Annotated in this window: 15 protein-coding genes; 5 read left to right on the top strand and 10 right to left on the bottom strand. The window is 60.3% G+C overall.

From position 1 onward, the window contains the following. Nucleotides 1-77: 77 nt before the first annotated feature. Entirely contained in the window at nucleotides 78-4,208 is a 4,131-nt protein-coding gene (locus ACE3PH_RS00600) for a response regulator (protein ID WP_374315429.1), read from the top strand. On the opposite strand, the gene ACE3PH_RS00595 is transcribed toward ACE3PH_RS00600, so the two are convergent. The 7 genes from ACE3PH_RS00595 to rpmH form a co-directional block, all read right to left on the bottom strand. Next, a complete protein-coding gene (locus ACE3PH_RS00595) occupies nucleotides 4,156-5,214 on the bottom strand; it encodes an HD-GYP domain-containing protein (RefSeq protein WP_374315427.1) in 1,059 nt (352 codons plus the stop codon). The genes ACE3PH_RS00600 and ACE3PH_RS00595 overlap by 53 nt on opposite strands. 65 nt (nucleotides 5,215-5,279) lie before the next feature. Further along, nucleotides 5,280-5,750, bottom strand: coding sequence for a cyclic nucleotide-binding domain-containing protein (locus ACE3PH_RS00590; protein ID WP_374315425.1), 471 nt, complete (start codon nucleotides 5,748-5,750; stop codon nucleotides 5,280-5,282). A 66-nt stretch (nucleotides 5,751-5,816) separates the two neighbouring features. Beyond that, the gene (mnmE, locus tag ACE3PH_RS00585) at nucleotides 5,817-7,250 is read right to left on the bottom strand and encodes a tRNA uridine-5-carboxymethylaminomethyl(34) synthesis GTPase MnmE (protein ID WP_374315423.1); all 1,434 of its coding nucleotides are present in this window, start codon (nucleotides 7,248-7,250) and stop codon (nucleotides 5,817-5,819) included. 117 nt (nucleotides 7,251-7,367) lie between these two features. Next, on the bottom strand, nucleotides 7,368-9,062 hold the full coding sequence (gene yidC / locus ACE3PH_RS00580; RefSeq protein ID WP_374315421.1) for a membrane protein insertase YidC: 1,695 nt from the start codon (nucleotides 9,060-9,062) through the stop codon (nucleotides 7,368-7,370). Beyond that, complete coding sequence (gene yidD / locus ACE3PH_RS00575) at nucleotides 9,059-9,352, bottom strand: membrane protein insertion efficiency factor YidD (RefSeq protein WP_374315419.1); 294 nt, start codon at nucleotides 9,350-9,352, stop codon at nucleotides 9,059-9,061. Before yidD ends, yidC begins: the two co-directional genes overlap by 4 nt. Nucleotide 9,353: 1 nt before the next feature. After that, complete coding sequence (locus tag ACE3PH_RS00570; RefSeq protein WP_374315417.1) at nucleotides 9,354-9,851, bottom strand: ribonuclease P protein component; 498 nt, start codon at nucleotides 9,849-9,851, stop codon at nucleotides 9,354-9,356. A 44-nt stretch (nucleotides 9,852-9,895) separates the two neighbouring features. Next, on the bottom strand, nucleotides 9,896-10,030 hold the full coding sequence (gene rpmH / locus ACE3PH_RS00565; RefSeq protein ID WP_005798102.1) for a 50S ribosomal protein L34: 135 nt from the start codon (nucleotides 10,028-10,030) through the stop codon (nucleotides 9,896-9,898). 233 nt (nucleotides 10,031-10,263) lie between these two features. On the opposite strand from rpmH, the gene dnaA reads away from it, so the two are divergent. The 4 genes from dnaA (at nucleotide 10,264) to gyrB (ending at nucleotide 16,036) form a co-directional block, all read left to right on the top strand. After that, nucleotides 10,264-11,736, top strand: a complete 1,473-nt coding sequence (gene dnaA / locus ACE3PH_RS00560; protein WP_374315411.1) for a chromosomal replication initiator protein DnaA — start codon at nucleotides 10,264-10,266, stop codon at nucleotides 11,734-11,736. Nucleotides 11,737-11,919: 183 nt separating this feature from the next. Continuing rightward, complete coding sequence (locus ACE3PH_RS00555) at nucleotides 11,920-12,306, top strand: hypothetical protein (protein ID WP_374315409.1); 387 nt, start codon at nucleotides 11,920-11,922, stop codon at nucleotides 12,304-12,306. Continuing rightward, a complete protein-coding gene (gene dnaN / locus ACE3PH_RS00550; RefSeq protein WP_374315407.1) occupies nucleotides 12,303-13,424 on the top strand; it encodes a DNA polymerase III subunit beta in 1,122 nt (373 codons plus the stop codon). The genes ACE3PH_RS00555 and dnaN overlap by 4 nt, the downstream gene beginning before the upstream one ends. A gap of 89 nt (nucleotides 13,425-13,513) precedes the next feature. Further along, entirely contained in the window at nucleotides 13,514-16,036 is a 2,523-nt protein-coding gene (gyrB, locus tag ACE3PH_RS00545) for a DNA topoisomerase (ATP-hydrolyzing) subunit B (protein ID WP_374315405.1), read from the top strand. 152 nt (nucleotides 16,037-16,188) lie between these two features. Here gyrB and ACE3PH_RS00540 read toward each other — a convergent pair whose 3' ends face one another. From ACE3PH_RS00540 to ACE3PH_RS00530, 3 genes are all read right to left on the bottom strand, one after another. Then, nucleotides 16,189-18,840, bottom strand: a complete 2,652-nt coding sequence (locus ACE3PH_RS00540) for an AAA family ATPase (protein WP_374315403.1) — start codon at nucleotides 18,838-18,840, stop codon at nucleotides 16,189-16,191. A gap of 61 nt (nucleotides 18,841-18,901) precedes the next feature. After that, entirely contained in the window at nucleotides 18,902-21,178 is a 2,277-nt protein-coding gene (locus ACE3PH_RS00535; protein ID WP_374315401.1) for a hypothetical protein, read from the bottom strand. A gap of 18 nt (nucleotides 21,179-21,196) precedes the next feature. After that, entirely contained in the window at nucleotides 21,197-26,137 is a 4,941-nt protein-coding gene (locus ACE3PH_RS00530) for a DEAD/DEAH box helicase (protein ID WP_374315399.1), read from the bottom strand. Nucleotides 26,138-26,155: the final 18 nt, after the last annotated feature.

The raw sequence follows: 26,155 nt of genomic DNA, 5'->3' as shown, positions 1-26,155 counted from the left end.
CAGCGGGCAAACTGCAGCCACACCGCCGACACCAACATGGTGTCAGAACAAGAAAAACGCACAGGAGCGTGTTCAGGATGGATGGCGCCCGCAAGTTCTCACCCATGGAGCCTGAAACCGGGCCGCAAGACACGCTCAGCAGCCGCGTCGGTCTCAATCGCTCCCTCATCTGGGCCGCCATCATCTGGACGGTACTCATCCTGATCGGCGCATGGATCCTGATTGCCCACCAGCTCAACGACCACCGCGAGAAGCGCCTGCAGGCCACAGCCCAACGCCTGGAAAACCTGGCCGACGCTGTCGATCTGACTTTCCAGCAACTCGAAGCCCTGCCCAAAGCCCTGGGACGCCAGGCTTCGATCGCCGACTTCCTCGCCCAGATCAAGGTGCCTGACAGCGACCGGCTTCAGGAGACCGACCAGCTCAAGACCCAGCACTGGCTGCTGGAACGCGCCGATGTGCGCGCCATGTCGGCCACGCTGAAAGAAACCACGGAAGATTTCAGCCTCAACAACATCTTCCTGTTTGACCGCTTTGGCACCGTCGTGGCCGAAAGCCGCCTGAACCGCAGCCCGGTCATCCTGGGCTCCAACTACCGCACCCGCCGGTACTACACCGAAGCCCTCGACAACGGACGTGGGCAGCAATTCGCCGTCGGTCGGGTGACCAAGATCCCTGGCTACTTCTTTGCTTCACGGGTTGACCGCGGCCAGAACACACTGGGTTTCGTGGTCGTCAAACAGGAACCACAGGCTTTCTCGGGCATCTTCGACGACCCGGACCGCCGCCTCTTCGTGGTGGATGCCCAGGGCGTCATCGTCATGGGCGGCCGACAGGAAGACCTGCTGCACCGCATGCCGCTGGCCCCACCTTCTGCCATCAATGCAGAGCAAACAGCCCGGCTGTACATGGGCACGCCACCCACCCTGCCCTGGCAAACCACCCGCGTCAAGGTCCGGGATCACATCGTCGATCTGGTCACCATCGACGGACAGCGCTACATGGCCAGCACCGTCCCGCTGCACCCGGCCGGGCTGCAGGCCTGGGCCCTCACACCCATGGGCGCAGAAAGTGCCCTGATCGCCGGCTGGTCGCTTGCAGCCCTGCTCCTGCTGCTGATGGGCTACTGGCTGATCGGTGGCATGGCCCAACGTACCCGTCGGCTGTCCATGCTCACCCATGCCCAGCGCAGCCTCGAAAACATGGCGCATGCCTTGCCACTGGTGGTCTTTCGCTACAAGCAGCCCGCAGATGACAAGCCCTACTTCAACTTTGTCGGCCAAGGCTTCAAGACCCTGTTCGACACCGACCCCGAAGCCCTGCAGGATGATCCCGCCTTGCCATGGCGACTGATCTCGCCAGACTTGCACCTGCCCCCTACCGCACCGCGCGAGTTCCCGATTTTCGCCGGGCAGCAGCGCCGCTGGATCCGCTGCGACAGCACCCCCACCATCTCGGCCCATGGCGCCACCATCTACAACGGCTACTGGCTCGATGTCACCGAGCGCAGGCAGATCGAGCAGCGCTCCAACGCCGTTTTCGAACATGCGCCTCTGGGCTTCATGTTCTGCGATACGCAGGCCCGCATCCTGCGCTGCAATCCCAGGGCGGTGGAGCTGTTCCAGGCCGGCAGCGAGCAAGCGCTGCTGGGTCTGCGCCCACCCATGCCGCCACTCTCGCCGGTGCTGCAGGCGGAGGGCACCACCTCGGAGAGCCAGGCTGACGACATCCTGGGGCGCATCGCCACCACCGGGCAGGCTGAAACCTTCGAATGGCTTCACACCCGGTTCGACGGCAGTGCGTTCTACGCCGAGGTGGTCCTCATCCCGCTGGAACAAGATGGTCAGCAGCAGCTGTGCGCCATCCTGCAAGACATCACCGCCCGCAAGCAGGCCGAAGCCGACATGCGCGACGCGCGCCATGCAGCCGAAGCCGCGGCGCTGGCCAAATCGAATTTCCTGGCCAACATGTCCCACGAAATCCGCACGCCGATGAATGCGGTCATGGGCATGACGCATCTGGCCTTGCTGGATGAATTGCCCGCACGGGCACGCAACTACGTCGACAAGGCCCACCGCGCCGCGGGCAACCTGCTGCAGATCCTCAACGACGTGCTGGACGTCTCCAAGATCGAATCCGGCAAGCTCGAGCTCGAGACCGCCGACTTCCAGCTCGAGCAGGTCATCAGCAACATGGCCGATGTGCTGGGTGTGCGGGCCGAAGAAAAGGGGCTGGAGCTGCTTTTCACCGCCGACCCCGACATCCCCACCGCCCTGGTCGGCGACCCGATGCGGCTTGGCCAGGTGCTCATCAACCTGGGGACCAACGCCATCAAGTTCACTGAGCGGGGTGAAGTCATCATCGGCGTCGAAGTGCGCCGGCTGGACCCCCGCCACGTTGAATTGCACTTCTGGGTGCGCGACACCGGCATCGGCATTGAGCCCGATCTGCTCACCCGTCTGTTTGAGCCCTTCACCCAGGGCGACAGCTCCACCACCCGTCAATATGGCGGGACCGGCCTGGGCCTGACCATTTCACGACAGCTCGTGCGCATGATGAACGGCGACGTCTGGGTCGAAAGCCAGGTGGGCAAGGGCACCACCGTGCACTTCACAGCCCGTTTCGGCATGCAGGACCATGCCGGGGCACGCCGCGCCCTGCTCGCCACGGAACTGCGCGGCAAGCGGGTGCTGCTGGTCGACGACAACGCGACCGCCCTCGACATCCTGGGCCACATGATGAGAAGGCTGGGACTGGACGTCGAGACCGCGCTCAGTGGCGAGGCGGCTTTGCACCGCATCGATCAGGCTTCCCGAGAAAGCAAGCCGCACCATCTGCTGGTCACCGACTGGAAGATGCCCGGCATGGACGGCATCGCCTTCGCGCGCCGCGCGCTGGATCTTCCGCCCGAACACCGCCCCTGCGTGCTGCTGGTCACGGCGTTTGGCCGCGAAGAGGCCTTGCGGGCTGCCGAGGGCGTCGGCCTCGCTGGTGTCCTGACCAAACCGGTGACCCCTTCGACCCTGCTGGACAGCGTCTCCAAGGCACTGGGGCAGCACCATCACCTGCCTGCCGCCATCAACCAGGGGCCGCAGGTCTTCGAAAAGGCCAAACGCCAGCTCGCCGGCGCACGCCTGCTGCTCGTGGAAGACCAGCCCATGAACCGTGACCTCGCCTGTGACCTGCTCGAGCGCGCCGGCATCCAGGTGGTCACCGCCCACAACGGCATGGAGGCCCTGGACCGCCTCGAGCACAACGGCCCCTTCGATGGCGTGCTGATGGACTGCCAGATGCCCGTCATGGATGGCTACACCGCCACCCAGCGCATCCGCGCCTCCCAACAATGGGCCACCCTGCCCGTCATCGCCATGACCGCCAGCGCCATGGCCTCGGACCGCGAACGCGTGCTGGCCTGCGGCATGAACGACCACATCACCAAGCCGCTGGACCTGGCACAGATGTTCGCCATCATGGCCCGGTGGATCATCCCCGCCCGCCCGGCGGTACCGGTTGCAAGCGGCCCCGATCTGCCGCCGCCACAGGCACTGCAGCCCCCCTTCATCGCGCGCGACGCCCACCTCGCTGTCCTCGACACGGTGGACGGCCTGACACGCTGCATGGGCAATCTGGACCTCTATCGTCGCCTGCTCAAAGGCTTTGACAAGACCCAGCAGGACTTTGGCGACCAGATGGCGTCGGCCCTGGCAGAGGGCCGGCTCGACGATGCCGCCCGCCACGCCCACACACTCAAGGGTCTGGCAGGCAACATCGGCGCCGCCAAGCTGCAGCAACAGGCCGCCCTGCTCGAAACCCACCTGCTGTCCACCCCGGACGAGCCCGTCGAGCCCGTCCTGCACGACACCCTGACCGCACTCCAGGCCGTTCGTCAGGACATCCAGGCCCTCATCAGTCAGGCCGACAGCAGTCCGGCTCCCAACGCGACAGCGGACGCAGCCTTGCCTGATGACGAGGTCCTGCACAGCCAATGGCAGCGACTGGCCGCCCTCATCGACGACGATGATGCCCAGTCACTGGAGCTCATGCAGGACATCCTGCAGCACTGGCGCATGCTGGAAGGCGTCGCGGTGGTGCAGACCCTGTTCCAGCACCTCAGCCGCTATGACTTCGATGCCGCCCGTCCGGTGCTGACGGACATCATTGGTCGGCGAGCACGCCCCGATCATCCGCATACAGATCCATCACCTTGAGGATCTCGTACTGCTGCTGGAAGAAACACGCCAGCAGCGCCGGATCAAACAGCGTGCCCTTGCCTTCAGCCATCGTGCTGAGCGCCTGCGCCACGGTCATGGGGCCACGCCAGGGGCGCTTGCTCATCAGGGCATCAAACACATCGGCAATCGCCACGATGCGGCCAAACAGCGGGATCTGATCCCCCACCAGCCCTTGCGGATAGCCACTGCCATCCCAGCGCTCGTGGTGGCTGAAGGCGATGGCGCGCGCCATGGCCAGCAACTCGTTGTCATGGCGGCCAATGATGTCGGCCCCCATCTGCGGGTGCTGCTGCACCAGCTTGCGCTCGTCATCATCGAGCACCCCTGGCTTGAGCACCACCCTGTCCGGCACGCCGATCATGCCGACATCGTGCAAGGCAGCCGTCTGAAACAGCAATTGCACGGATTCGGGGCCCAGGCCCGCCTGCAGGCCGATCAACCGTGCCACATGGCTCATGCGGATCACATGGTTGCCGGTCTCGTTTTCGCGGAACTCGGCGGCACGCCCCAGGCGTCGGATGATCTGCTGGCGCGTGGCCACCAGTTCGGCCGTGCGCTGGGCAACCATGCGCTCAAGTTCACGAGACTGGTCATACAAGGCCAGGTGGGTACGCACACGAGCCTGCACCAGAGCCGGGGAAATGGGCTTGGTGATGTAATCAACCGCGCCCAGCGACAAACCCATGCTTTCATCTTCGACCGTGCTCATGGCCGTCACGAAAATGATGGGAATACGGCGGCGATCCGGATTGGCCTTGATGCGCCGGCACACCTCATACCCACTGAGGTCGGGCATCATGATGTCGAGCAGGATGAGATCGGGCGATTCGTCGGAATAGGCGATGGTCAAGGCCTTTTCGCCTGACGTGGCGACCTTGATCCGATAGTCCTGCCCCAGCACGCGCGACAGCAACTCGATATTTTGCGGAGAGTCGTCCGCGACCAGCACGGTCGGCCGGCGCAACTCCTGACTGTTGTACATCCCACCCACTCCCTTGTGTTTATCGGGCGCCGACATTCAGAAATTCAGAAAGGGCGGGACTGACTTTACGCTGAAGGAACCTGTCTCTGCAAGTTGGCTCGCATGCGGATGGCCATCACGCCACCGAGGGAGCGCAGCACCTCCAGGGCCACACCGGGCACCCGGGCACACAGCTCTTCAAACCGAGGCAGGCGCAGGGCAAACACCACACAGGGCGTCATCGCCTCCACATTGGCCATGCGCACCCCATCACCGAACAAACCAGCTTCGCCACAGACCGAGCCAGGACGCAAGATGGCAATGCGAGACGCGCCGGGCGTGCCCCCGGTCATGAACACCTGCATCGAGCCCTGACCCAGGAAATAGACCGTGCGATCCCGGTCGCCCTGCTTGATCAGCAAGTCACCAGAGCGCAGTTCATGGCGGGTCAGATACTGAAAGAAGGTTCGCCATTGCTGGGGATCCAGCCTCGGGCGAAAGGCATCTTCGGTATTCAGGGTCTGAATGGCCTGATGCAGTTCGGTGACTTCCATCATTTCCTCTTTAATGGTGGATATTGCGCAAAACGCAGAAATTTAATACATAACGATCAACATACTGCACTATTTGCCAATGCAAAACCGCGTAAAGATTTCGCCCAGCAAATCATCCGGCGAAAACGCCCCGGTGATCGCACCCAGTTCGTTATGCGCCAGACGCAATTCTTCTGCCAGCAAATCCAGTGCCCCATCCCGCTGAGCGGCATGGGCCTGTGCCATTTCAAGATGTGATCTGGCCAGCCGAAGGGCCTGCACATGGCGCTGCCGCGCAATGAACACGCCTTCCGATGCCGACTGCCAACCGGCCATCTCCAGCAGCTTGTGCCGAAGGGCCTCCAGCCCCGCCCCGGTGCGTGCCGACAAACCCAGTGTCATGTCCGGCGTACCCGCTGTGTAGCTGGCCATGACCAGCTCGCTCGCGGCATCCACCTTGTTGAAAACATGCACCACCGGAACGCCTGTCGGCAAACGAGCAGCAATATCAGCATCGGCCCGCGCGTAAGTCTCCTCGTCACACCGCGTCAGGTCATGCAGAAACAGCACGGCATCAGCCTGACCAATCGCCTCCCAGCTACGGGCCATGCCAATGCGCTCCACTTCATCACTGGCTTCATGGTCAGCCCGCAACCCGGCGGTGTCAATCACATGTAAAGGGACCCCCTCTATTTGGATGGTCTGGCTGACCTTGTCGCGTGTCGTTCCTGCAATGGGTGTCACGATGGCCAGTTCCGCCCCAGCCAGGGCATTGAGCAGCGAGCTTTTGCCCGCATTCGGCTGCCCAGCCAGCACCACCTGAAGACCTTCCCGTAAGAGCGCCCCCTGACGGGCCTGAGCCAGCACCTTGTCAAGCGCATCGACCACCCGGTTCAAGCGACCACGCGCATCGGCCTTCTCCAGGAAGTCGATTTCCTCTTCGGGAAAGTCCAGCGTCGCCTCCACCAGCATGCGCAGGTTGATCAACTGGTCGCGCAAGGCCTCGATCTCTTTCGAAAAAGCCCCCCCGAGCGAACGGGCAGCAGAGCGCGCCGCGGCTTCGGTGCTCGCGTCAATCAGATCGGCAATGGCCTCCGCCTGAGCCAGATCGATCTTGTCGTTGAGAAACGCGCGCTGCGTGAACTCACCCGGTTCAGCCAGGCGCAAACCGGCCAGCCGGGGCTGCCCCGTGCCAGCATCCAGCTCTGCGGCAGCTTCCAGACAGCGTGCCAGCAACAGCTGCAGCACCACCGGCCCACCGTGCGCCTGCAGTTCGAGCACATCCTCACCGGTGAAACTGTGCGGCCCGGGGAAGTGGATCGCCAGACCATGGTCGATGGCCTCCCCTTTCGCATCCAGCAAAGGCCCGTACGTGGCATACCGGGCTTGCAGGGACACCCGCCCGGTCAAGGCCTGCGCCAGGGGCATCAATCCGCGTCCGGACACGCGCACGATGCCCACCGCACCTCGGCCTGGTGCCGTTGCCACCGCGACGATAGGGTTGTTGCGATCCGTCCAGCTCATGGTGTGTTTGTCTTTCTCATCACGTTAGTATTCTCGTTCAGCTGCTTGCCAAGGCACATGGACGAAAAAAAACCGCCCGGCTGAGCGGGCGGTTTTCTGTGCAGGGCAGCAGCGACGTCAGGCGTTGTTGTTCACACCCAGCTGCTTGTTGATGAACCACTGCTGTGCAATCGACAGCAGGTTGTTCGTCAGCCAGTACAGCACCAGACCAGCCGGGAAGAAGAAGAACATCACCGAGAAAATCATCGGCATGATCCACATCATCTTGGCTTGCATCTCGTCAGCCGGCTTGGGGTTCAGCCAGGTCTGCAGCAGCGTCGAGGCCGTCATCAGTGCCGGCAGCACGTAGTACGGGTCTTTCAGAGACAGATCGGTGATCCAGCCAATCCATGGGGCATTGCGGATCTCGACCGACGACGACAGCACCGAATACAGCGCGATGAACACCGGAATCTGGATCAGGATGGGCAGACAGCCGCCGATCGGGTTGACCTTTTCCTCGCGGTAGATGCGCAGCATTTCCTGCTGCTGCTTCTGCGGATCGCTCTTATAGGTTTCCTTCAAGGCGGCGATACGCGGGTTGAGGGCCTTCATCTTGGCCATCGAACGGTAGGCGCTCGCATTCAGCCAGAAGAAGGCTGCCTTCAGCAGCACCACCAGCGCCACGATGGACCAGCCCCAGTTGCTCAGGAAGCCATGCAGCTTGTTGAGCAGCCAGAACAGCGGCTTGGCCATGATGGTGGTCCAGCCGTAGTCCTTCACCAGTTCCAGGCCATCGGCCAGCTGGCTGAGCTTGACTTCTTCCTGCGGGCCCACGAACAACTTGGTGTCCAGCGCCTTGGTCTGACCAGGGGCAATTTCACCCATGGGCAGCAGCATGCCGGTGGCATACAGGTTGTTGTCGACCTTCTTGGCGAAGAACTCGCGCGGCAGCTTGTCGTTTTCGATCCAGGCCGAAGCGAAATGGTGCTGCACCATGGCGATCCAGCCATTGTCGTCAGCCTTCTCGAACTCGGCCTTGCCTTCTTCAATGTGCTTGAAGTCGATCTTCTGGTACTTGCCCTTGGCGGAGTAAATCGCCATGCCGGTGTAGGCCACCGGGCCACTCAGGAAGCCACCCGGGCCTTCGGCTGCCGGCGGCGGGGTGCCATCACGCAGCAGCTGCACGTACAGCGAAGGGCGAATCGCCACTGCCGAGCCGTTGACCACTTCCTGCTTCACATCGATGGCGTAGTTGCCACGTTCGAAGGTGAAGGTCTTGACCAGCTTCACGCCGTCAACCGGCTGTGACTCCAGCGTGACCACCAGCTCCTTGGCATCGGCGGCCAGCGCACGCTCCTTGCTCACCACGGAGAACAGCGTCTTGTGGGTCGGCAAGGCGGCACCTGAAGCCACCAGGCCCGACTGCGCCTGATAAGTGTGTGTCGCTGTCTGATCCAGGATCACGACAGGGCTGACCTTGTCTTCCTGGCTCAGGTGCTTGAGCAGTTCCACCTTCACCACGCTGCCGCCCAAGGTGTCGATCGTCACCTTGGTCACATCGGTGGTCAGGGTGATCAGCTCACCCTTGGCAGGAACCGGTGCACTGGCACCATCAGAAGCAGGCACGGCAGCAGCCGTGGCACCAGTGGCCGCAGGCACGCTGGCTGCTGTCGGCGTGGCCACCGCAGGGGTAGACGCTGCCGCCGCACTGGCAGCAGGCGCCGGTGCAAACAGAGAAGGCTGACCAGTGTGGCGCAGCCACCCGTCCCACAGCATCAGCAGCGAGACAAAGAACACCGACCACAGGAGGGTGCGACGCAGATCATTCATGGGTGATGGGGATCCGACGAAGGGTTGGAAAAACGGGAAAACAGACCCGGCACCTTATCAGGTACAGGATCATGCCCACCGGCGCACATCGGGTGGCAGCGCAACAAACGGCGCGCAGCCAGATAGCTGCCGGCTGCAGGACCATGTCGCTGCAAGGCATCGAGTGCGTATTGGGAACAGGTCGGCGTGAAGCGACAGGCCGAGCCCAACCAGGGGCTCAGTAAGAAACGGTAGCCCTTGACCAGCCCGATCAGCACGGACTGCACAGCCGAGCGGACAAGGCGAATCATCTCAGTGGCTTCCGTTCGGGCGCTTTCGGGCGCACAACGCTGCCCAGAGGGCGTCGAGTTCCGTGCGCACCAGCTTTGTGAGGGCCTCGGACGCGGCACTGGGAAACTGCTGACGGTCAAATGGCGCGCGCAAGCGCAGCACCCAGGCTTCTGCGGGCGAGTAAGGCCCCCAGCCTGCAGCCGCCACAGCGGGTGCATGCCGGCGAACGGACTCCCGCGCCTGATGGCGCAGCAGAGAACGGGTCACAGAACGTCGTGCCAGACGCTTGGGCAGAACCAGCCCGAGCCGCCACGAAGGGCAGTCTTCCACATGCAGGGAAGCAGACTCGGTACCAGCTGTTGACAACTCCATGCCCGATGGCCCTTCAGAGACATCGGACTTATCCGCAGGACCAGGATCTTGCGGCAGGAGATGCAAAACGAAATGGGCAGACCGCGCCACAGGGCGCGTGCCCAATGCCTTTTGAAAATCAACAGCTTTGAGGCTGGGCCTGCGCACGGTCGTCGGCTGAGGCAGGGGTCAGACTACCCCGACTGCCTGGCTCAGACAGCCAGACGCTTGCGGCCCTTGGCGCGACGAGCGTTGATGACAGCGCGGCCACCGCGGGTCTTCATGCGAACCAGGAAGCCGTGGGTACGGGCACGACGGGTCTTGGAGGGCTGGTAAGTGCGTTTCATGGTCAATCCTTCTTGTGATCTGAACCTGTGAAATCAATTGCCCACAGGCCTACTCCAGCCACGTGGCCGGTCGAACCCGCGATTACACCAAATCTTTTGCCTGTGGTCAATGCCCTTGCCTGTCAAGCGCTTTTGACTCTGGATAACCATGGGTAAAAATCTGTGGATAACCCATTCCTCATTGCCCGATCTGGACGTAGAATTCGCGGCCCAAGTACGGACTTGTCCACAACATGAGTGCCCTCGAATCCAGCGCTGACAGCCCCATTTCTGCCGATCTGGCCAGCCTGTGGCCGCGCAGCTGCGAGCGTCTGGCTGCCGAATTGCCCGAGCAGCAGTACAACACCTGGATTCGCCCCCTGCCCCCTGCCGACGTCAGCCAGAAAGACGGCGTGACCCTCGTCAACGTGCGAGTGGCCAACCGTTTCATGCTCGACTGGATCCGCACCCAGTACAGCGCCCGCATCGAAGCCATCGTGGGCGAACTGGTCGAAGGCCCCATCAAGCTCGATATCAGCCTGGCCCCGCGCGCGCCTATGGCCCGCCCGGCCATGCCCTTGCCTGCTGCCGGCGTGATGCCCGCCCGTGCCCTGCCGCCCAATTCGTTTGCGGCGCAGCAGACTTCGCAGCACAGCAGCATGCCCATGGCAGCCGAGCCGGTGGCCCACGTCAAGGCTCACCCGCAGGTCATGGGCCTGAACCCGGCCCTGACGTTTGACAACCTGGTGCCCGGTCGTGCCAACCAGATGGCCCGCACCGCTGCCCTGCATGTGGCTGGCGCCCCGGGCCAGATGTACAACCCGCTGTTCATCTATGGTGGCGTTGGCCTCGGCAAGACCCACTTGATGAACGCCGTCGGCAACGCCCTGCTGGCAGACAAGCCCGATGCGCGCATCCTCTACCTGCACGCCGAACAGTTCATCTCCGACGTGGTGAAGAACTACCAGCGCAAGACCTTTGACGAACTCAAGGCCAAGTACCACCAGCTCGACCTGCTGCTCATCGATGATGTGCAGTTCTTCGCTGGCAAGGACCGCACGCAGGAAGAGTTCTTCAACGCCTTCGAAGCCCTGCTGGCCAAGAAAGCCCACATCATCATGACGTCGGACACCTACCCCAAGGGTCTGGCCAACATCGATGAACGCCTCACGTCACGTTTCGACTCTGGCCTGACCGTGGCCATCGAGCCGCCCGAGCTCGAAATGCGTGTCGCCATCCTGATCAAGAAAGCTGCCCAGGAAGCCATTGAGTTGCCTGAAGACGTGGCCTTCTTCGTGGCCAAGAACGTGCGTGCCAACGTGCGTGAACTGGAAGGCGCCCTGCGCAAGGTGCTGGCCTTTGCCAAGTTCAGCCACAAGGAGATCACGATCAACCTGGCGCGTGAAGCCCTGAAGGACCTGCTGTCCATCCAGAACCGCCAGATTTCGGTCGAGAACATCCAGAAAACCGTGGCCGACTTCTACAAGATCAAGGTCGCGGACATGTATTCCAAGAAGCGCCCGGCCTCGATCGCCAAGCCCCGTCAGATCGCCATGTACCTGGCCAAGGAGCTGACCCAGAAGAGCCTGCCCGAAATCGGCGAACTCTTTGGTGGACGCGACCACACCACCGTGCTGCACGCCGTGCGCAAGGTGGCTGGTGAACGTGGCAAGGACACCGAACTCAACCAGCAACTGCACGTGCTGGAACAGACGCTCAAAGGCTGACCCGGTTCAGCAAGCGACACCAGGAGGCTTCAGGCCTCCTTTTTTTTCGCCTGTGGTGAAGCGAAGCTGTCCACAACACTATCTCTTCAATATCTCATTGGTGGTTGTAGTAGAGGGTGCCTCTTTCTGTGGACAAGTCTGTTTTCATCAAGCAGATCAAGCACTTGTCTTACTTCAAAGTCTGTGAAGCCCGGTCTGGAAAGCACAGGGACAGCTGCACAACAACTTTTCAAAACAGCTTGTGCGTGTGGAAAACAACGCGCTTGTCCTTTTTTGATGAACAGGCTTGTTCACAGCCCTGGAGACCGCTTTAATGCGCTTGAACGCGCTGCCAAAGGTTCTGCAGACCTGTCAAGCCAACAAGGTTGTGGACAAAATTTGAACAAGCAGAGGCTTATCCACAGGGTCTCTGCTTTTTCCAGAGTTGTTGTCAGCTGTCCCCATCTCGAACCGGGGTACGATCCACAGGCTTGTCCTGAGGCTAAATCCTTGAAGAATCAGGACAAAATAGCGTTGTTCACAAAAAAAGCGGCCCTCTACTACGACGACCAATTTGAAAGAATAAGATGATTGTGTTGAAAGCAGCCCAGGAAAAAATCCTCGCCGCACTGCAATCAGTGGGTGGCATCGTCGAACGACGCCACACGCTGCCCATCCTTGCCAACGTCCTGATCCGCAAGAAGGGCCCTCAGCTCGAATTCATCACCAGCGATCTGGAAATCCAGATCCGCACCACCGCCGAGCTGGATGGTGATGACGGTGACTACAGCACCACCGTGGGTGCCAAGAAGCTGGGTGACATTCTCAAGAGCCTGCCGAGCGACCAGATCGTGTCGCTCACAGCCAATCAGAACAAGCTGACCCTGCAAGGTGGCAAGAGCCGCTTCACCCTGCAGACCCTGCCGGCTGAAGACTTCCCGCTGGTGCAGGAAGCCGCTGACTTCGGTCCCGCTTTCAGCGTGCCGCAAAAGACGCTGAAGATGCTGATCGGTCAGGTGCACTTCGCCATGGCCGTGCACGACATCCGTTACTACCTCAACGGCATCCTGTTCGTGGCCGAAGGTCAGACCCTGACCCTGGTGGCCACCGATGGCCACCGCCTGGCACTGGCCCAGGCCACCCTGGACGTCGAGATTCCGAAGCAAGAAGTCATCCTGCCGCGCAAGACCGTGCTGGAACTGCAGCGTCTGCTGAAGGACGACAGCAAGGGTGAGGAAGAACAGGTCATCGAAATGCGCTTTGCCGGCAACCAGGCCAAGTTCAACTTCGGTGGGCTGGAGTTCGTGACCAAGCTGGTCGAGGGCAAGTTCCCCGACTACAACCGCGTCATCCCCAAGAACCACAAGAACCACATCACCCTGGGCCGCACCACCCTGCTGGCTTCGCTGCAGCGTGCGGCCATCCTGACGTCCGAGAAGTTCAAGGGCGTGCGCATGAACTTTGCGCCGGGCGTGCTGGGCATCGCATCGAGCAACGCCGAGCAGGAAGAGGCCAAGGAAGAACTCGAAATCGATTACGGTGGCGACAGCTTCGAGATCGGTTTCAACGTGGGCTACCTGATGGACGTGCTGGCCAACATGAGCCAGGACATGGTGACCGTGTCGCTGCAAGATGCCAACAGCTCGGCGCTGATCACCAACCCCGAGTTCGAAGGCTTCAAATACGTTGTCATGCCGATGCGCATTTGATGTCGGCTTGAGCGGCTAGAATCGAGGGTCCCGGTATTGTCAGATCGGGGCCCTTTTCCTTTTTTGGAACCATCCAGGCGCTTGCACAGATGACCGACGAGATTCAACCCGACCAACAGCCTGAAAAGCCCGCCACCCCTGTGGACACGGGCTACGGCGAAGGCAGCATCCAGATCCTGGAAGGCCTTGAAGCCGTGCGCAAGCGCCCAGGCATGTACATCGGCGACACGTCCGACGGCACCGGTCTGCACCACCTGGTCTTCGAAGTGGTGGACAACTCCATCGACGAAGCGCTGGCAGGGCACTGTGATGACATCGTCGTCACCATCCACATGGACAACTCCATCTCGGTGGTCGACAACGGTCGTGGCATTCCCACGGGCGTCAAGATGGACGACAAGCACGAGCCCAAGCGCTCGGCCGCTGAAATCGCCCTGACCGAGCTGCACGCCGGTGGCAAGTTCAACCAGAACAGCTACAAGGTGTCGGGCGGTCTGCACGGCGTGGGCGTGTCCTGCGTGAATGCGCTGTCCAAGTGGCTGCGTCTGACCGTGCGCCGCGATGGCCAGGTTCATTTCATCGAGTTCCGCAAGGGCGTGCCGCAAGACCGCGTCATCGAGATCCGTGACGGGGCAGAAACCAGCCCGATGAAGATCACCGGGACCACCGACAAGCGTGGGACCGAGGTGCACTTCCTGCCGGACGTGGAAATCTTCGGCGAGAACCACGTTTTCCACTACGAGATCCTGGCCAAGCGCCTGCGTGAACTCTCCTTCCTGAACAACGGCGTCAAGATCCGTCTGGTCGACGAGCGCAACAACAAGGAAGACAACTTCGCCTACGCAGGTGGCGTCAAAGGCTTTGTCGAGTTCATCAACAAGGGCAAGAACGTCCTGCACCCCAACATCTTCCACGCCATGGGCGACAAGATGTCGGAGCAAGGCACGAACATCGGCGTCGAAGTGGCGATGCAATGGAACGAGAGCTTCAACGAGTCCGTTCTCTGCTTCACCAACAACATCCCGCAGCGTGACGGTGGCACCCACCTGACCGGCCTGCGTGCCGCGATGACCCGCGTCATCAACAAGTACATCGAAGACAACGAGCTGGCCAAGAAAGCCAAGGTCGACATCGCCGGTGACGACATGCGCGAAGGCCTGGCCTGCGTGGTGTCGGTGAAGGTGCCCGAGCCCAAGTTCTCGAGCCAGACCAAGGACAAGCTGGTGTCGTCGGAAGTGCGTGCACCGGTGGAAGACATCGTCTCGCGCCTGCTGACTGACTGGTTGCTCGAGAACCCGACCGACGCCAAGATCATCTGCGGCAAGATCGTGGAAGCCGCGCGTGCCCGTGAAGCGGCTCGCAAGGCTCGCGAAATGACGCGCCGCAAGGGTGTGCTCGACGGCCTGGGGCTGCCGGGCAAGCTGGCCGACTGCCAGGAAAAAGACCCGTCGCTGTGCGAAATCTACATCGTGGAGGGTGACTCCGCCGGCGGCTCGGCCAAGCAAGGTCGCGACCGTAAGTTCCAGGCCATCCTGCCCCTGCGCGGCAAGATCCTGAACGTGGAAAAAGCCCGCTACGAGAAGCTTCTGACCAGCAATGAAATCCTCACGCTGATCACGGCGCTGGGCACCGGCATTGGCCGTGGCGCCGGTAACGACGATTTCAACCCGGACAAGCTGCGCTACCACCGCATCATCATCATGACTGACGCGGACGTGGACGGCGCCCACATCCGGACCCTGCTGCTGACCTTCTTCTTCCGTCAGATGCCGGAGCTGGTCGAGCGTGGCCACATCTACATTGCCCAGCCGCCTCTCTACAAGGTCAAGCACGGCAAGCAGGAGCAATACCTGAAGGACGCCGGTGCGCTGGACGAGTACCTCACCAAGGTGGCTCTGGACAGCGCCGTGGTGCTGCCCGGTGCCGGCAAGCCGGCCATTGAAGGGGAAGCGCTGCAGGAGTTGGCCAAGTCTTACGTGACGGCCAACAACGTGGTCGAACGCCTGAGTGCCTGGATGGACGTGGAAGCCCTGCGCGCCATCGCCAATGGCCTGACCTTGAACCTGACTACCGAAGCCGATGCCCAAGCCAGTGCGGCTGCCTTGAAGGCCGCCCTGCACAACGCCGAGGTGACGGCTGAATTCGATGCGCGCCACGACAAGCACATCCTGCGCATCAGCCGCATCTTCCATGGCAACACGAAGAGCAGCGTGATCACCGCCGACTTCCTGCATGGTTCCGACTACGAACTGCTGACGCAGGCTGGTGTCACCTTCAAGGGCCTGCTGACCGCCGACGCCGTGGTGCGCCGTGGCGAGGGCGAAAAGGCCAAGGAATCAAAGGTGAGCGACTTCCGCGCTGCCATGGCCTGGCTGATGACCCAAGCCGAGAACTCGGTGGGTCGCCAGCGCTACAAGGGTCTGGGTGAAATGAACCCCGAGCAGCTGTGGGAAACAACGATGGACCCGAATGTGCGTCGCCTGCTGCGCGTGCAGATCGAGGACGCCATCGAGGCCGATCGCGTGTTCACCATGTTGATGGGCGACGAGGTCGAGCCTCGCCGCGATTTCATCGAAACCAACGCCCTGCGCGCGACGAACATCGACGCTTGATGGCTGTCGGGTGACACGGATAGTGAGATCTGTGTCAGGTTAGTGAGAGATTGCTGACGCGATTGTTGAGAGATTCGCTGGCTCCGAAACCTTGTTTCCTTAGGGAGCCTTTGTCTTCATTCCATCGAGCCGACTGAAATGAGTGGGGCCCGTTACCTTCCTGGTCGGAGGTCAAGGCCATCCAGCGCCTCTAACGTCTGAACCACGGACTCCACCAGGTCTGCGTCGAAGTCATCTCTGTTTGCCTCTTCGTGTGTCCCCTTGTTGAGATAGGTCCACACCAAGTTGGCAGCTGGGATACCGAGAATGCGGCCGAAGGTATCTACCAGCACAGCCTTATTCGGATGGTTGAACGTCGCGGAGTCATTCAGCCGCTTGTAGAGTGCTTCGCTAAGGTTGCGCAGACTTGGTTCGGCACCGACACCTGCAAGCTGCAGATTGATCACGCCTAGGCCGTGGCTCGCGAGCCAGCGCCAAACCTTTTCGGCCAACATCTCAAGGCCCTGTCGGGATGAAGCCAGCGCTTCCCGGTTGTCCAATGCATCCTTGGATGACCGCGCCTTAACCACATAGTTCCGGCTAGGAATATTGCCGGTCACACGGGGCTGGTAGTTGCCGATGTGGTGACGAAGCAGGTAAACCTGACAGTCGTCGCGACGTTGTGCGGAGAGATGCTGCTGGATGTCTTTGATGAACTCATTGCTATGGCAAGTCACAATGAGTTGGGTATCTGCGAAATGATCGCTCTCAAAGATCGTCTCGCGAATTCCGCTTCGGTGATCGTGGTCGATTGCGTTGATGGCGTCATCGAAGACGATCAGTGGGCTTTGAATGCTTTGGCCCTTGGCGAGCAAAATCGCCAGACCCAAACATCGAATATGGCCTTCACTGAGGATTCGAAGAGCATCGACGCGGACCTGCGGGTTGCCTCTGAACGAGATCTCGATTTTTTGCTCGGCGGTCAGCGGTAGGTGTAAGGCCGAAAGCTTGTCCGCATCGAGGTCGTTGCGATTGAACTCGTTGTACAGGTTCATCGCTGTTTCGTTCAGACCCGCCATCAAGGTGCCTGGAAGCTCGTTCCGGTAGCTTTTTAACAAGGTCAGGAATCGGTCGTATGCACTTTTTATGGGTTCATCGCGTGCTACATCGCGAGCTTCTTGAGCCACCTCCTCGATGAGCGGAGCGTTGTCCACGTCAAAGGCTGCAATGCGGGCTTTTGCCGCAGCTAAGCTGTCAACGAGTTGTTGCCGCTTCAAATCTTGTACCTGAACGGCCAAGCGGAACTCGTTGAGTCGATCACGTTCCGCGATGTTGCGTTGGCGCTCCAGACGGGCAAGAGCTGAGGTCCTGTCTTGCGCTTCAGCTCGGTCAACGATGGCAAGAATCTGGTCCAGCGTTACAGCAGCTCCATCCTGGTGGGTGGGGTAAACAGCTGCCCACCAGTCTCCGGCTGGTTCCGCTGCAAGGCCAGCAAGGTAGTGGAACACAGGTGTCTCTTGCTCTTCATAGGATGCAAGGAATGCAGACAGAACGCCAAGCTGCCGCCGCAGTTCTCGCGATGCGGTGGCCACCTTCTCCTGCGCGGTTGCCAGTCGTTCCTGCAGTTCCCCAAGTTCTTTCAGTTGGATAAGACCGGCAGATGCTTTCTCATATGGGTTGGCTTTGACTTCAGCCAATGGAGTGTTGCAGGCTGGGCAGTGATCATCCTCGCCAGCTTGCAAAGCAAGGACGGCGGTGTACAGGTCTTTGAAAGAAACCTGGCTGCTCCTGGCCTGAAGTTGTGCTGTGATGCCTACCACCTCTTCGAGCCTGAGGTGCGGTGCTTCGAATGCGCTGAGCAGACCTTGTCGCGTTAGCCCAATTGCTGCCGGTGGCACGGCGTTCAGGATGCCTTCTAGCTCTTGCAGGCGTCCGGGTGTCTCAGCGGTGCCTATAAGCGCCTTCAGTCCCGCATACGTCATCCCTTCCGAGTGCGTAAGTGCTAGGTTGGCTTCTTCGTTGGTCAAACTCGATAACGCTTGGGCCTCCCCATTGACGGTTGCTTGATCGGCCAACAAAGCATTGCGTTTGCCGGTAAGGACGATCTGCTTGGCAGCGGTCAGCGTCAGTTGTTGGTCAATCGACTCGTTGAAATGACCCACGAAATCGTTGAACTTGTCCATGCCAAACAGCGTGGCGATCAGCTCTGTGCGTTGGGCTGGCGGCCTGGCCGCAATGCGTGAGAACGCGTCGATCCGGTTCTTCTCGACGAAGCAGAATCTGAAGGTGTCGGCACTCGCCGCAACTGCAACATCACGATTCTGATGGTCCGTCGCGCGGAGTGTCGGCGGTTCAAACCGCCGTGCATGCAGGTTGGTGAGGTAGGCGCGCCCGTCAATCCGCTTGGACTCAGCCTCTTCGACGGAACCCAAGAGACCGTACTCCAGTCCCTCGCACAGGCTAGTCTTGCCGCTGCCGTTCGGACCATAGAACAGGATCACGCGCTTCTGCAAATCGAATGGCTCTGGCGTGCGGAAGCCTCGAAATGGCCCGATGGTCATGCTTCGCAGACGCCGCCACGGCCAAGTGCCATCGGCGGCGATCTCCTGGATGTTCGGCTGGCCGTCAGGTGTCTGAGCCAGGTTCCTTCGCGCGAGATCTACCAAAAAGGTGGACCGCTGGCTGTGCTGTCTCGATGTCCGCGCCAACGCGTCGAAGTTTGCCAATGCTAGATTGGCCAGACGCCGTACATCAGATGGCGCCCCGACGGCTGGCTGGTGCAGCCAGATAACAAATCGCTCGAAGTCGCGCTTGGCAGTAGACATGATTTTCCCTGGCTGTCTTTGAATGTCGTAGTTAGAAGGCGGGGGCCTTCAAAACATGGCCCTACTCGTCAACATCACTGAAAATTGAACGGCCACGCTGTTGTTGAGGGCGAGCCGCAGCGGGCATGCTGTTGAAAAAGCTGGTCTCTTCGTCATCGTCCGACTTCCTAGCTTCGACTTCCCTTTTGGCCTGCTCTAACTCAGCGATCAATTCGTCATGTTTCTGTTTGAAGGCAGAGCTCCCTTCGAACACGTACCAGATGTCGTCAAGGAAGTCAGTCACCTTCTCGAATTGACTATCGATATCGCCATCGGGGTCAGCCTCGCTCTGACAGTCGGCAATCTTTTCCGAGATCTCCGAGTTCAACTTGGACAGCAGTCCAGCAGTCAGCCGCATCAGCTCAGAGGGACGGAACAGCGCCAAAATGCTGTCATCACTAACGAACGAAGCGTCGAGCGAATAGATAGCTTCCTCTTCAAGCATAGCTGTCGTCTCAGCGCGAATTTCATCAGAGAGCAGCCCCATGTGATGGGCCGTCGCGCGTAGACGAACCATCTCTTGCGATCGGATGCGGCGCCAAGACACACGGATACCCTGCCGTCCAAGAAGCTCCGGAGCCCGCTGGAGGAGCTTCTGCACCAAGTCCTCGGGGAGACGACGATTCAGAAACTCAAAGAGATGTTCGTTCGAACTCTCCTCGTCAGGAGTCTCTAGTAGTCGGTCGATGAGTGCATCACTGTTGCTTCGAGGAACTACGACAGCATCGCGAACCTTTGGGGCACCCTCACAAACAACATCGGTTAGCAGCGTGTCGAGTCCTGCACCCCGCACGTAAACCGAAATTAGGTCCGGGCGTTTGCTCAATATCTCGCTGATGGCATCGGCAAATGTCGGGTGCCAGAATGCCCAGTAGTCTTGGTCTCCGTCGCTCCGCCTGATCACGAAGGAGCCCCCAAGTCGAAACAAAGCCTGGGTCATGTTGGCCGTTGTCACACCGTAGCTCGCGGCGACCAAGGCCGCTTCTTCTTCGGGGAAGGTGTTGACCGGTAATCGTGACCGAGCAAGGAACACAAGCGTCAGCGCCGCTTGCTGCTCTGGTGCCAGCTCCTTGAATGTCTGAACCAGGAATTCTTGTGGCTGAGCAATGAAGCGCAGCAGGTCGTCTGGAAGCGTCGTGATGTTTCCGGTGTAATCCTTGTCGCCTAAGCGTCGTGCAAGCTCGGGTAGCAGGCTGTTCTGTTTGGACAGTTGGGGCAAGTAGCTCTTGATCCTGGCCTTCCAGGACGATGGTTGAGTACCTGCCTTCAAGTGGTTGTACAGAATCTGTTCGCGTTCTGATTCTGTCAGGTCACCGACATGGACAACGGCCGTGCCTGCTGTCAGGAGAGGATGGTTTCTAGAGCCCAGACGAGGTTCAGCCTCATTCCAAATATGAGTGCGGGACGTGAGGATGAAGTGACAGCCGTGATCAAGGGCTGTCTTAAGTTTGGGCATGAACTCAACCCAAGCGTTCACATAGTCCGGCATCAGCAGGTTGGCGCCGAAGGCGTCATCCACCCAGAACAGGCGCTTGTTATCGTGAGGGTTCCAGTGCTGCTTCAGCTCCAACGGCCCGTCACACTTGAACACTTGGACGTCGTTCTTGTCGACCGCCATCATGGCGAGGATCGCTGCCAAAGTGGACTTTCCCGTTGCCGGAGCTCCAAGAAGAAGCACCAGTTTGTGCTGCGCCAGGATGTTCACTGCCGCACGGTGAGGTGCCGTCGGTACGTATACATGCAGGGCTTTGCGATGCTCGCCAAGCAAGGCAAGGGTCTGTGCGGCGCATCGCTCGTCGAGGATCGTTGAAAGGTCGCCAAGGCCATAGACGCGAGGAACCAACGCCCGAAGACGGGGACTGGCCTTTATCTTGCCGAGCAACCATTCCTTGCCAACGACATGAGGCTCAGATACCCCTTGAGCTGATAGCCGCTCGCGAATCGCGCGCGCGACATCTGCGTCCACTCCCATGCTGGTGACGAAGTAGTAGACGGTCGCCATTTTCTTGGCGACGAGTTGTTCAACGTTCGCGAGCTCTCCGGTGATATCCGATGCTCGCAACCGTTGCTCTGGCTTGCCGGAGAACTTGCACTGCACCGTACCGACCGTCGTGAGGCCATCAGCCCCTTTTACGAGAAAGACAGCATCCTGCCCGCCGTCTTGTGCCTCGCGGTATACCGAAACTGAGGCTCGCAACTCCTCCTCCATGACCTGAGCACACAAGTCCTGAAAGGCTTTCCAGCCCAGGGTGTGAAGTGCAAAGTCAACGTGGTAGGCCTGTGCTTTTGAAGCAGTCATCTGATCGCCTACCTCGTGTCAACTGTTGGGCGATGCAATGTCGAGCTGAGGCAGTGACCTCACGATCTTCATCGTTTCCAAGCTCACAGTAACAACCCGCTGGAACAACTCCAGCGGGTATCGCGGGTTGCCCATCGTCTCGACCGCCCAATCATTCGCATCGTTGACGATGCCACTGTCCTTGTCGGTCTTTATGGCTTGGCGCTCGACCACCCAGTCCAAGGCTGGTTTGCCGTTAACAACATAGTCGTAGGCTTCCAGAGGGATGCCGGTCAAGGTGATTCTGTCGTTGTAGTGCAGGGTCGTCAGGTCCTTGTCCTTACCTTTGCCCTTGCCGTAGCGCATCTTCTCGACGCGGTAGTCGGCGTCAGTGAGCTTCTTGCCGCCGCTGTCGATCTGCAGCGGATAGGGTTCGACGCTCTCGTAGTTCAGGTGCAGGTCGGCTAACTTGCGGCCAGCTTGGGAGAAGACCCAGAAGTCGGTGGCCGTCTTCACACGCGGGATTCGCGGCAGCTCTTTGCCCAGGTTGTCGGCGAAGCGCTTGCGGTAGTCGGGCGAGTGCAGCAGACCGTAGACGTAGTAGAAGAGGTCTTCTCGGGCGATGGTCTCATTTGGGTAGGCGCACTGGAAGTGCGCCAGGCCCTCCGCCGTGATAGCGTCGCGGCGCTTGGGTGCCAATGGTTGCGTTGGCGCATCCGCATCGCCGAACAGGCCTGACTGCGCAAGGCATGCTTCGGCTATTTCTGGTTCCGTGCTGTCGTAAAGGTGTAGCGGGAAGCACTGTGACCCTGCAACGAAGTGGAAGTTTGGCACCTCATCTGCGATAAGGGAGCTAAAGCCTGCAGCCTCCCCAAGTCCGGTGACGCACACCACTAGATTTCCTGTGGCGGCATTCGGAAAGATGCGCGGCATCTGCAGCACCATCTCATTGAATCGTCGATCGAAGTACATCCACTGCTTGGTGAACGGGCGATAAAGAGCACGAACAATTTTCTTGGCATCGAACTCGAAGGTACGACCTTGTATCAACTCCTGCTTGAGACCACGGGACCAGCTGATCCGGCTGGCATCGGTGTCAATGAAGTCGTCTACCTTAGTTGCACGATCCTTCCTATCCAGACCTGCAAACGCCTTTGAAAACCGCTGAGACTCTGCGTTGAAGTGAGCAATGAGACGTGCGACTTGTGAGGCTAACTGTTCTTTTGAGGCGTTGTAGCACCAGGCGTCTCGGCTCGTGACAACGCCCTGGGAATAGCTTTCGAACAACTTGAGGTCACCTCCCCGCTTGTCGCCAAGCACCACATACTCAGCGAAGCTGTCGTCCCGCTGCTTGAGCCAGTCGCCATGAGCGTCCGGCGTGATGGTCTGCCAGCTCTGTTCAGCCGTGATGCCTGCAATGCTTCCCAAGGATTCGATCTTGGCGAGCTTTTCCTCGCGGCTCAGGTAGTCGCCGATGTCGTGGAAGCTGATGTGCCCGTGCTGCCTAGCGGCCGGGTTCTTTACCAAGAGCGAGATGGCAATCGGTGCACGGCTGCCACTGCCGAAAATCTTGCCACCTTCCCTTCGGGAAAGCTCACCCGCAGTGCGTTGATTACCTCGCAAGTGGAAGACGTAGATGCTGCTGAACTCCTCAGCCAGGCACTTTCGCAGGCCATCTGCAGTGTTGGCCTCTAAAAAACCAGCGTTGGTGACAAATCCGATCACGCCACTAGAACCAACGCGATCACTGGCCCAACGAATGGCCCGAATGTAGCTGTCATACAGGCCCTTTGACAGGGCCGCAGCAGATCGTTCGGAGTAGGTGGCGCGGATACGGCTATCAAGGTGCTGGTAAGCGACGTTCTGGTTGTTGTCGTTTTGGCTGCTCTGGCCGATGGAATAAGGCGGGTTTCCGAGGATCACCCGGATGTCCAGCTTCTTTTGCCGCTTGCGCCGCGCGCTGTTGTCCACCAGCAGCGCGTCGACCAGGTCTTCCTTCTCGTACATCTGGAAGGTGTCGGTCAGGCAGATGCCCTCAAAGGGCTGGTACTTGCCGCCGACGATGCCGTGATAGACCGCCTCGATGTTGATGGCGGCGATGTAGTAGGCCAACAGCACCAGCTCGTTGGCGTGAATCTCGTGCTTGTACTTGTGTGGCAGGTCCTCGGGTGCGATCAGGCCGCTCTGCAGCAGACGGGTGATGAAGGTGCCAGTGCCCGTGAAGGGGTCGATGATGTGGACGCCCTTGCTGCCCAGCGTCTGCCCGAACTCGGTCTGCAGGACGTGGGCAACGCTGTGTATGATGAAGTCCACCACCTCGACCGGCGTGTAGACAATGCCCAGCCGCTCGGTCATCTTGGGGAAGGCGTTGCGGAAGAACTTGTCGTACAGCTCGACGACGATCTTTTGCTTGCCGGCCGCGTTATCGATGCCCGCAGCACGCATCTTCACGCTGTCGTAGAAGCGCTGGAGGGTGTCGGCCTCCTTGTCCAGCCGGTGCTCCTGCAACACGTCGAGCACGCCCTGCATGGCCAACGACATGGGGTTGTGCTGGGCGAAGCTGTAGTCTTCGAAGAGCGCGTCGAACACCGGCTTGGTAATGAGGTGCTGGGCCAGCATCTCAATAATCTCACCATCGCTGATGCTGCCGTTCAGGTCGTCGCGCAACTCGTCTGCGAAGGAGTTGAAGGCGGCGCGTTCCTTCTCGTTCGCCGGGTCTTCAACGATGGCAGTGATGCGATCGATGTGGGTTCGGGCGATCTTGGCGATGTCGTTGGCCCAGTCTTCCCAGTGGTGGCGGTTGCCCACCTTTTGCACTAGCTTGGCGTAGATGGCCTTCTCGATCTCGCCGATTTCGAATGGCAGGGAGGTCTGGTCTTCCTTGCCGTATTGTTTGGGCGTCGGCTCGCCGATGGTGAAGCCGCCCTTACCGGCGTCCTTGTTCTTCGGCCCCTTCGGCTTCTCTGCTCTCTTCTGAATCTTGTCGGTGATCGCGACGACTTCCATCTTGCTGGTGTCGCGCCCGATCAGGTCCAGCTTGTTCACCATCGCGTCGAAGCGATCGTCATGCGAGCGCAGAGCCTGCAGCACTTGCCACACCACGGCGTAGGTCTTGTTGTCGTTCAGCGCGTCGTGCGGCTCCACGCCCGCCGGGATGACCACTGGCAGCACAACGTAGCCACGCCTCTTGCCCGGGGCGTTGCGCATGACCCGGCCAACCGACTGCACGACATCGACCTGCGAGTTGCGCGGGGTCAGGAACAGCACCGCATCCAGCGCGGGCACATCCACACCTTCAGACAGGCAGCGCACGTTGCTCAGGATGCGGCACGTGTCCTCGGGGGTTTCGGCCTTAAGCCAAGCGAGCTTGGCTTCCTTCTCGCTGGCGTTCATGCTGCCGTCCACATGCTCGGCTTCACAGGCCAGGGTGGAAGCTGCATCGTCCTCCTCGGTCGCTTGGTAGGCCTCGACCACCGCCTGGAACATGCCGGCGATGTTCTTGGAGCTGACCTTGTGGGTCTTGGCACCCTTGCTCACTTCGATGACCTGGCAGAAGGCCACGGCGCGCTTCATGGCTTCGTGGTCGCCGCTCAGGTCTTCAGCGAGCCCTTGCTTGGCCAACGCTTTCCAGCACCCAATGATCTTCGCGGCATCGTCCACCTTGAGCTGGTTGTTTTCGTCCTTGAGCAGGGTCTGGATGCGGCGGCTGACATGGCTTTCTTCCACTGAAAGCACGATGACCTTGTAATCCACCAGAAGGCCACGCCGGACGGCTTCAGAGAACGTGATGACGTACAGCTCTGGGCCATAGAGGGCTTCGTCATCCATCGAGCACAGCGCCACGCTGCCCTGTTCGGCCTTGGCTTTGGCGCTGTCTCCATAGATGCGTGGCGTGGCCGTCATATAGAGGCGCTTGGCCGAGCGAATGTAAGCTGCATCGTGTACCTTGACGAAATTGCTCTCGTCTTCGTCACCGAAGGTCGCGCCGGTGGTGCGGTGGGCCTCGTCGCAGACGATGAGGTCGAAATCAGCCAGGCCGTGCCCTTGCTGGGCACGGTGGATGACGTCGATGGAGTGGTAGGTGCTGAAGACCACGCTCATGTGTGCTGCGTCATGCCGCTTGGCCATCTCAGTCGCCAGGCGGCCTGGTTCAGTCGTGGCGGGGTAGCGCAGTTCGTGGGTGAAGGTCTGGACGCTGTCGTCGTCCTTCTGGCGCTTCTTGCCGACATCGCTGTCCGAACAGACGGCGAAGCTGTGCAGCGGCGTGCCGCTTTCCTGGGTCCACTCGGTCAGGGTCTGAGACAGCAGGGACAGGCTGGGCACCAGGAACAGCACGCGCTTGCCCTTGCCCGCCAAGGCCTCGGCAATCTTCAGGCTGGTGAAAGTCTTGCCCGTGCCGCAGGCCATGATGAGCTTGCCTCGGTCTGCCGTCCCCAGGCCGGACAACACCGCGTCCAGCGCCTGCTGTTGGTGGGGACGAAGCTGCTTCTTGACCTTGAGCACTGGCGCAGCCTTGGGCTTGTACTGAGCCCAGTCGATTTGGCTGTTCTCCAGGTCATTCAGGTCGATCTTGCTGACGGGAGGCTGCTGGTCGCGCAGCGCCTCTTCGGCGTGGGTACTCCAGTGATTTGTCGTACTGACGATCACGCGGTGGGAGAACGGCTTTTTGCCGGATGCGGTGAAGAAGCTGTCGATGTCGCTCTTCTGCAGCCGGTAGTCCTCAGCGTACAGCTTGCATTGGATGGCGTGGATCTCGCCAGTGCCCTGGGTTTTGGCAACCAGGTCGATGCCCGCATCGCGTTTGTCCAGCCCTTGGAGTGCTGCCCATTCGCCGTAGGTCCATACATCGCTGTAGAGGTCGCGGTAGGTCGCCTCGTTGCGCAGGTAACAGAGCATCAGCTCTTCAAAGTAGGTGCCCTTCTCACGCTCCGACATGGAGGATTGGCGATAGTGGTTGAGCAATGAAGCAAGAGCTGTCATGAGAGGCCTGGCAAGGGA

Source organism: Aquabacterium sp., from assembly GCF_041909175.1.
Taxonomy (GTDB): domain Bacteria; phylum Pseudomonadota; class Gammaproteobacteria; order Burkholderiales; family Burkholderiaceae_C; genus Aquabacterium.
This window is presented reverse-complemented; position numbering and strand designations above follow the sequence as displayed.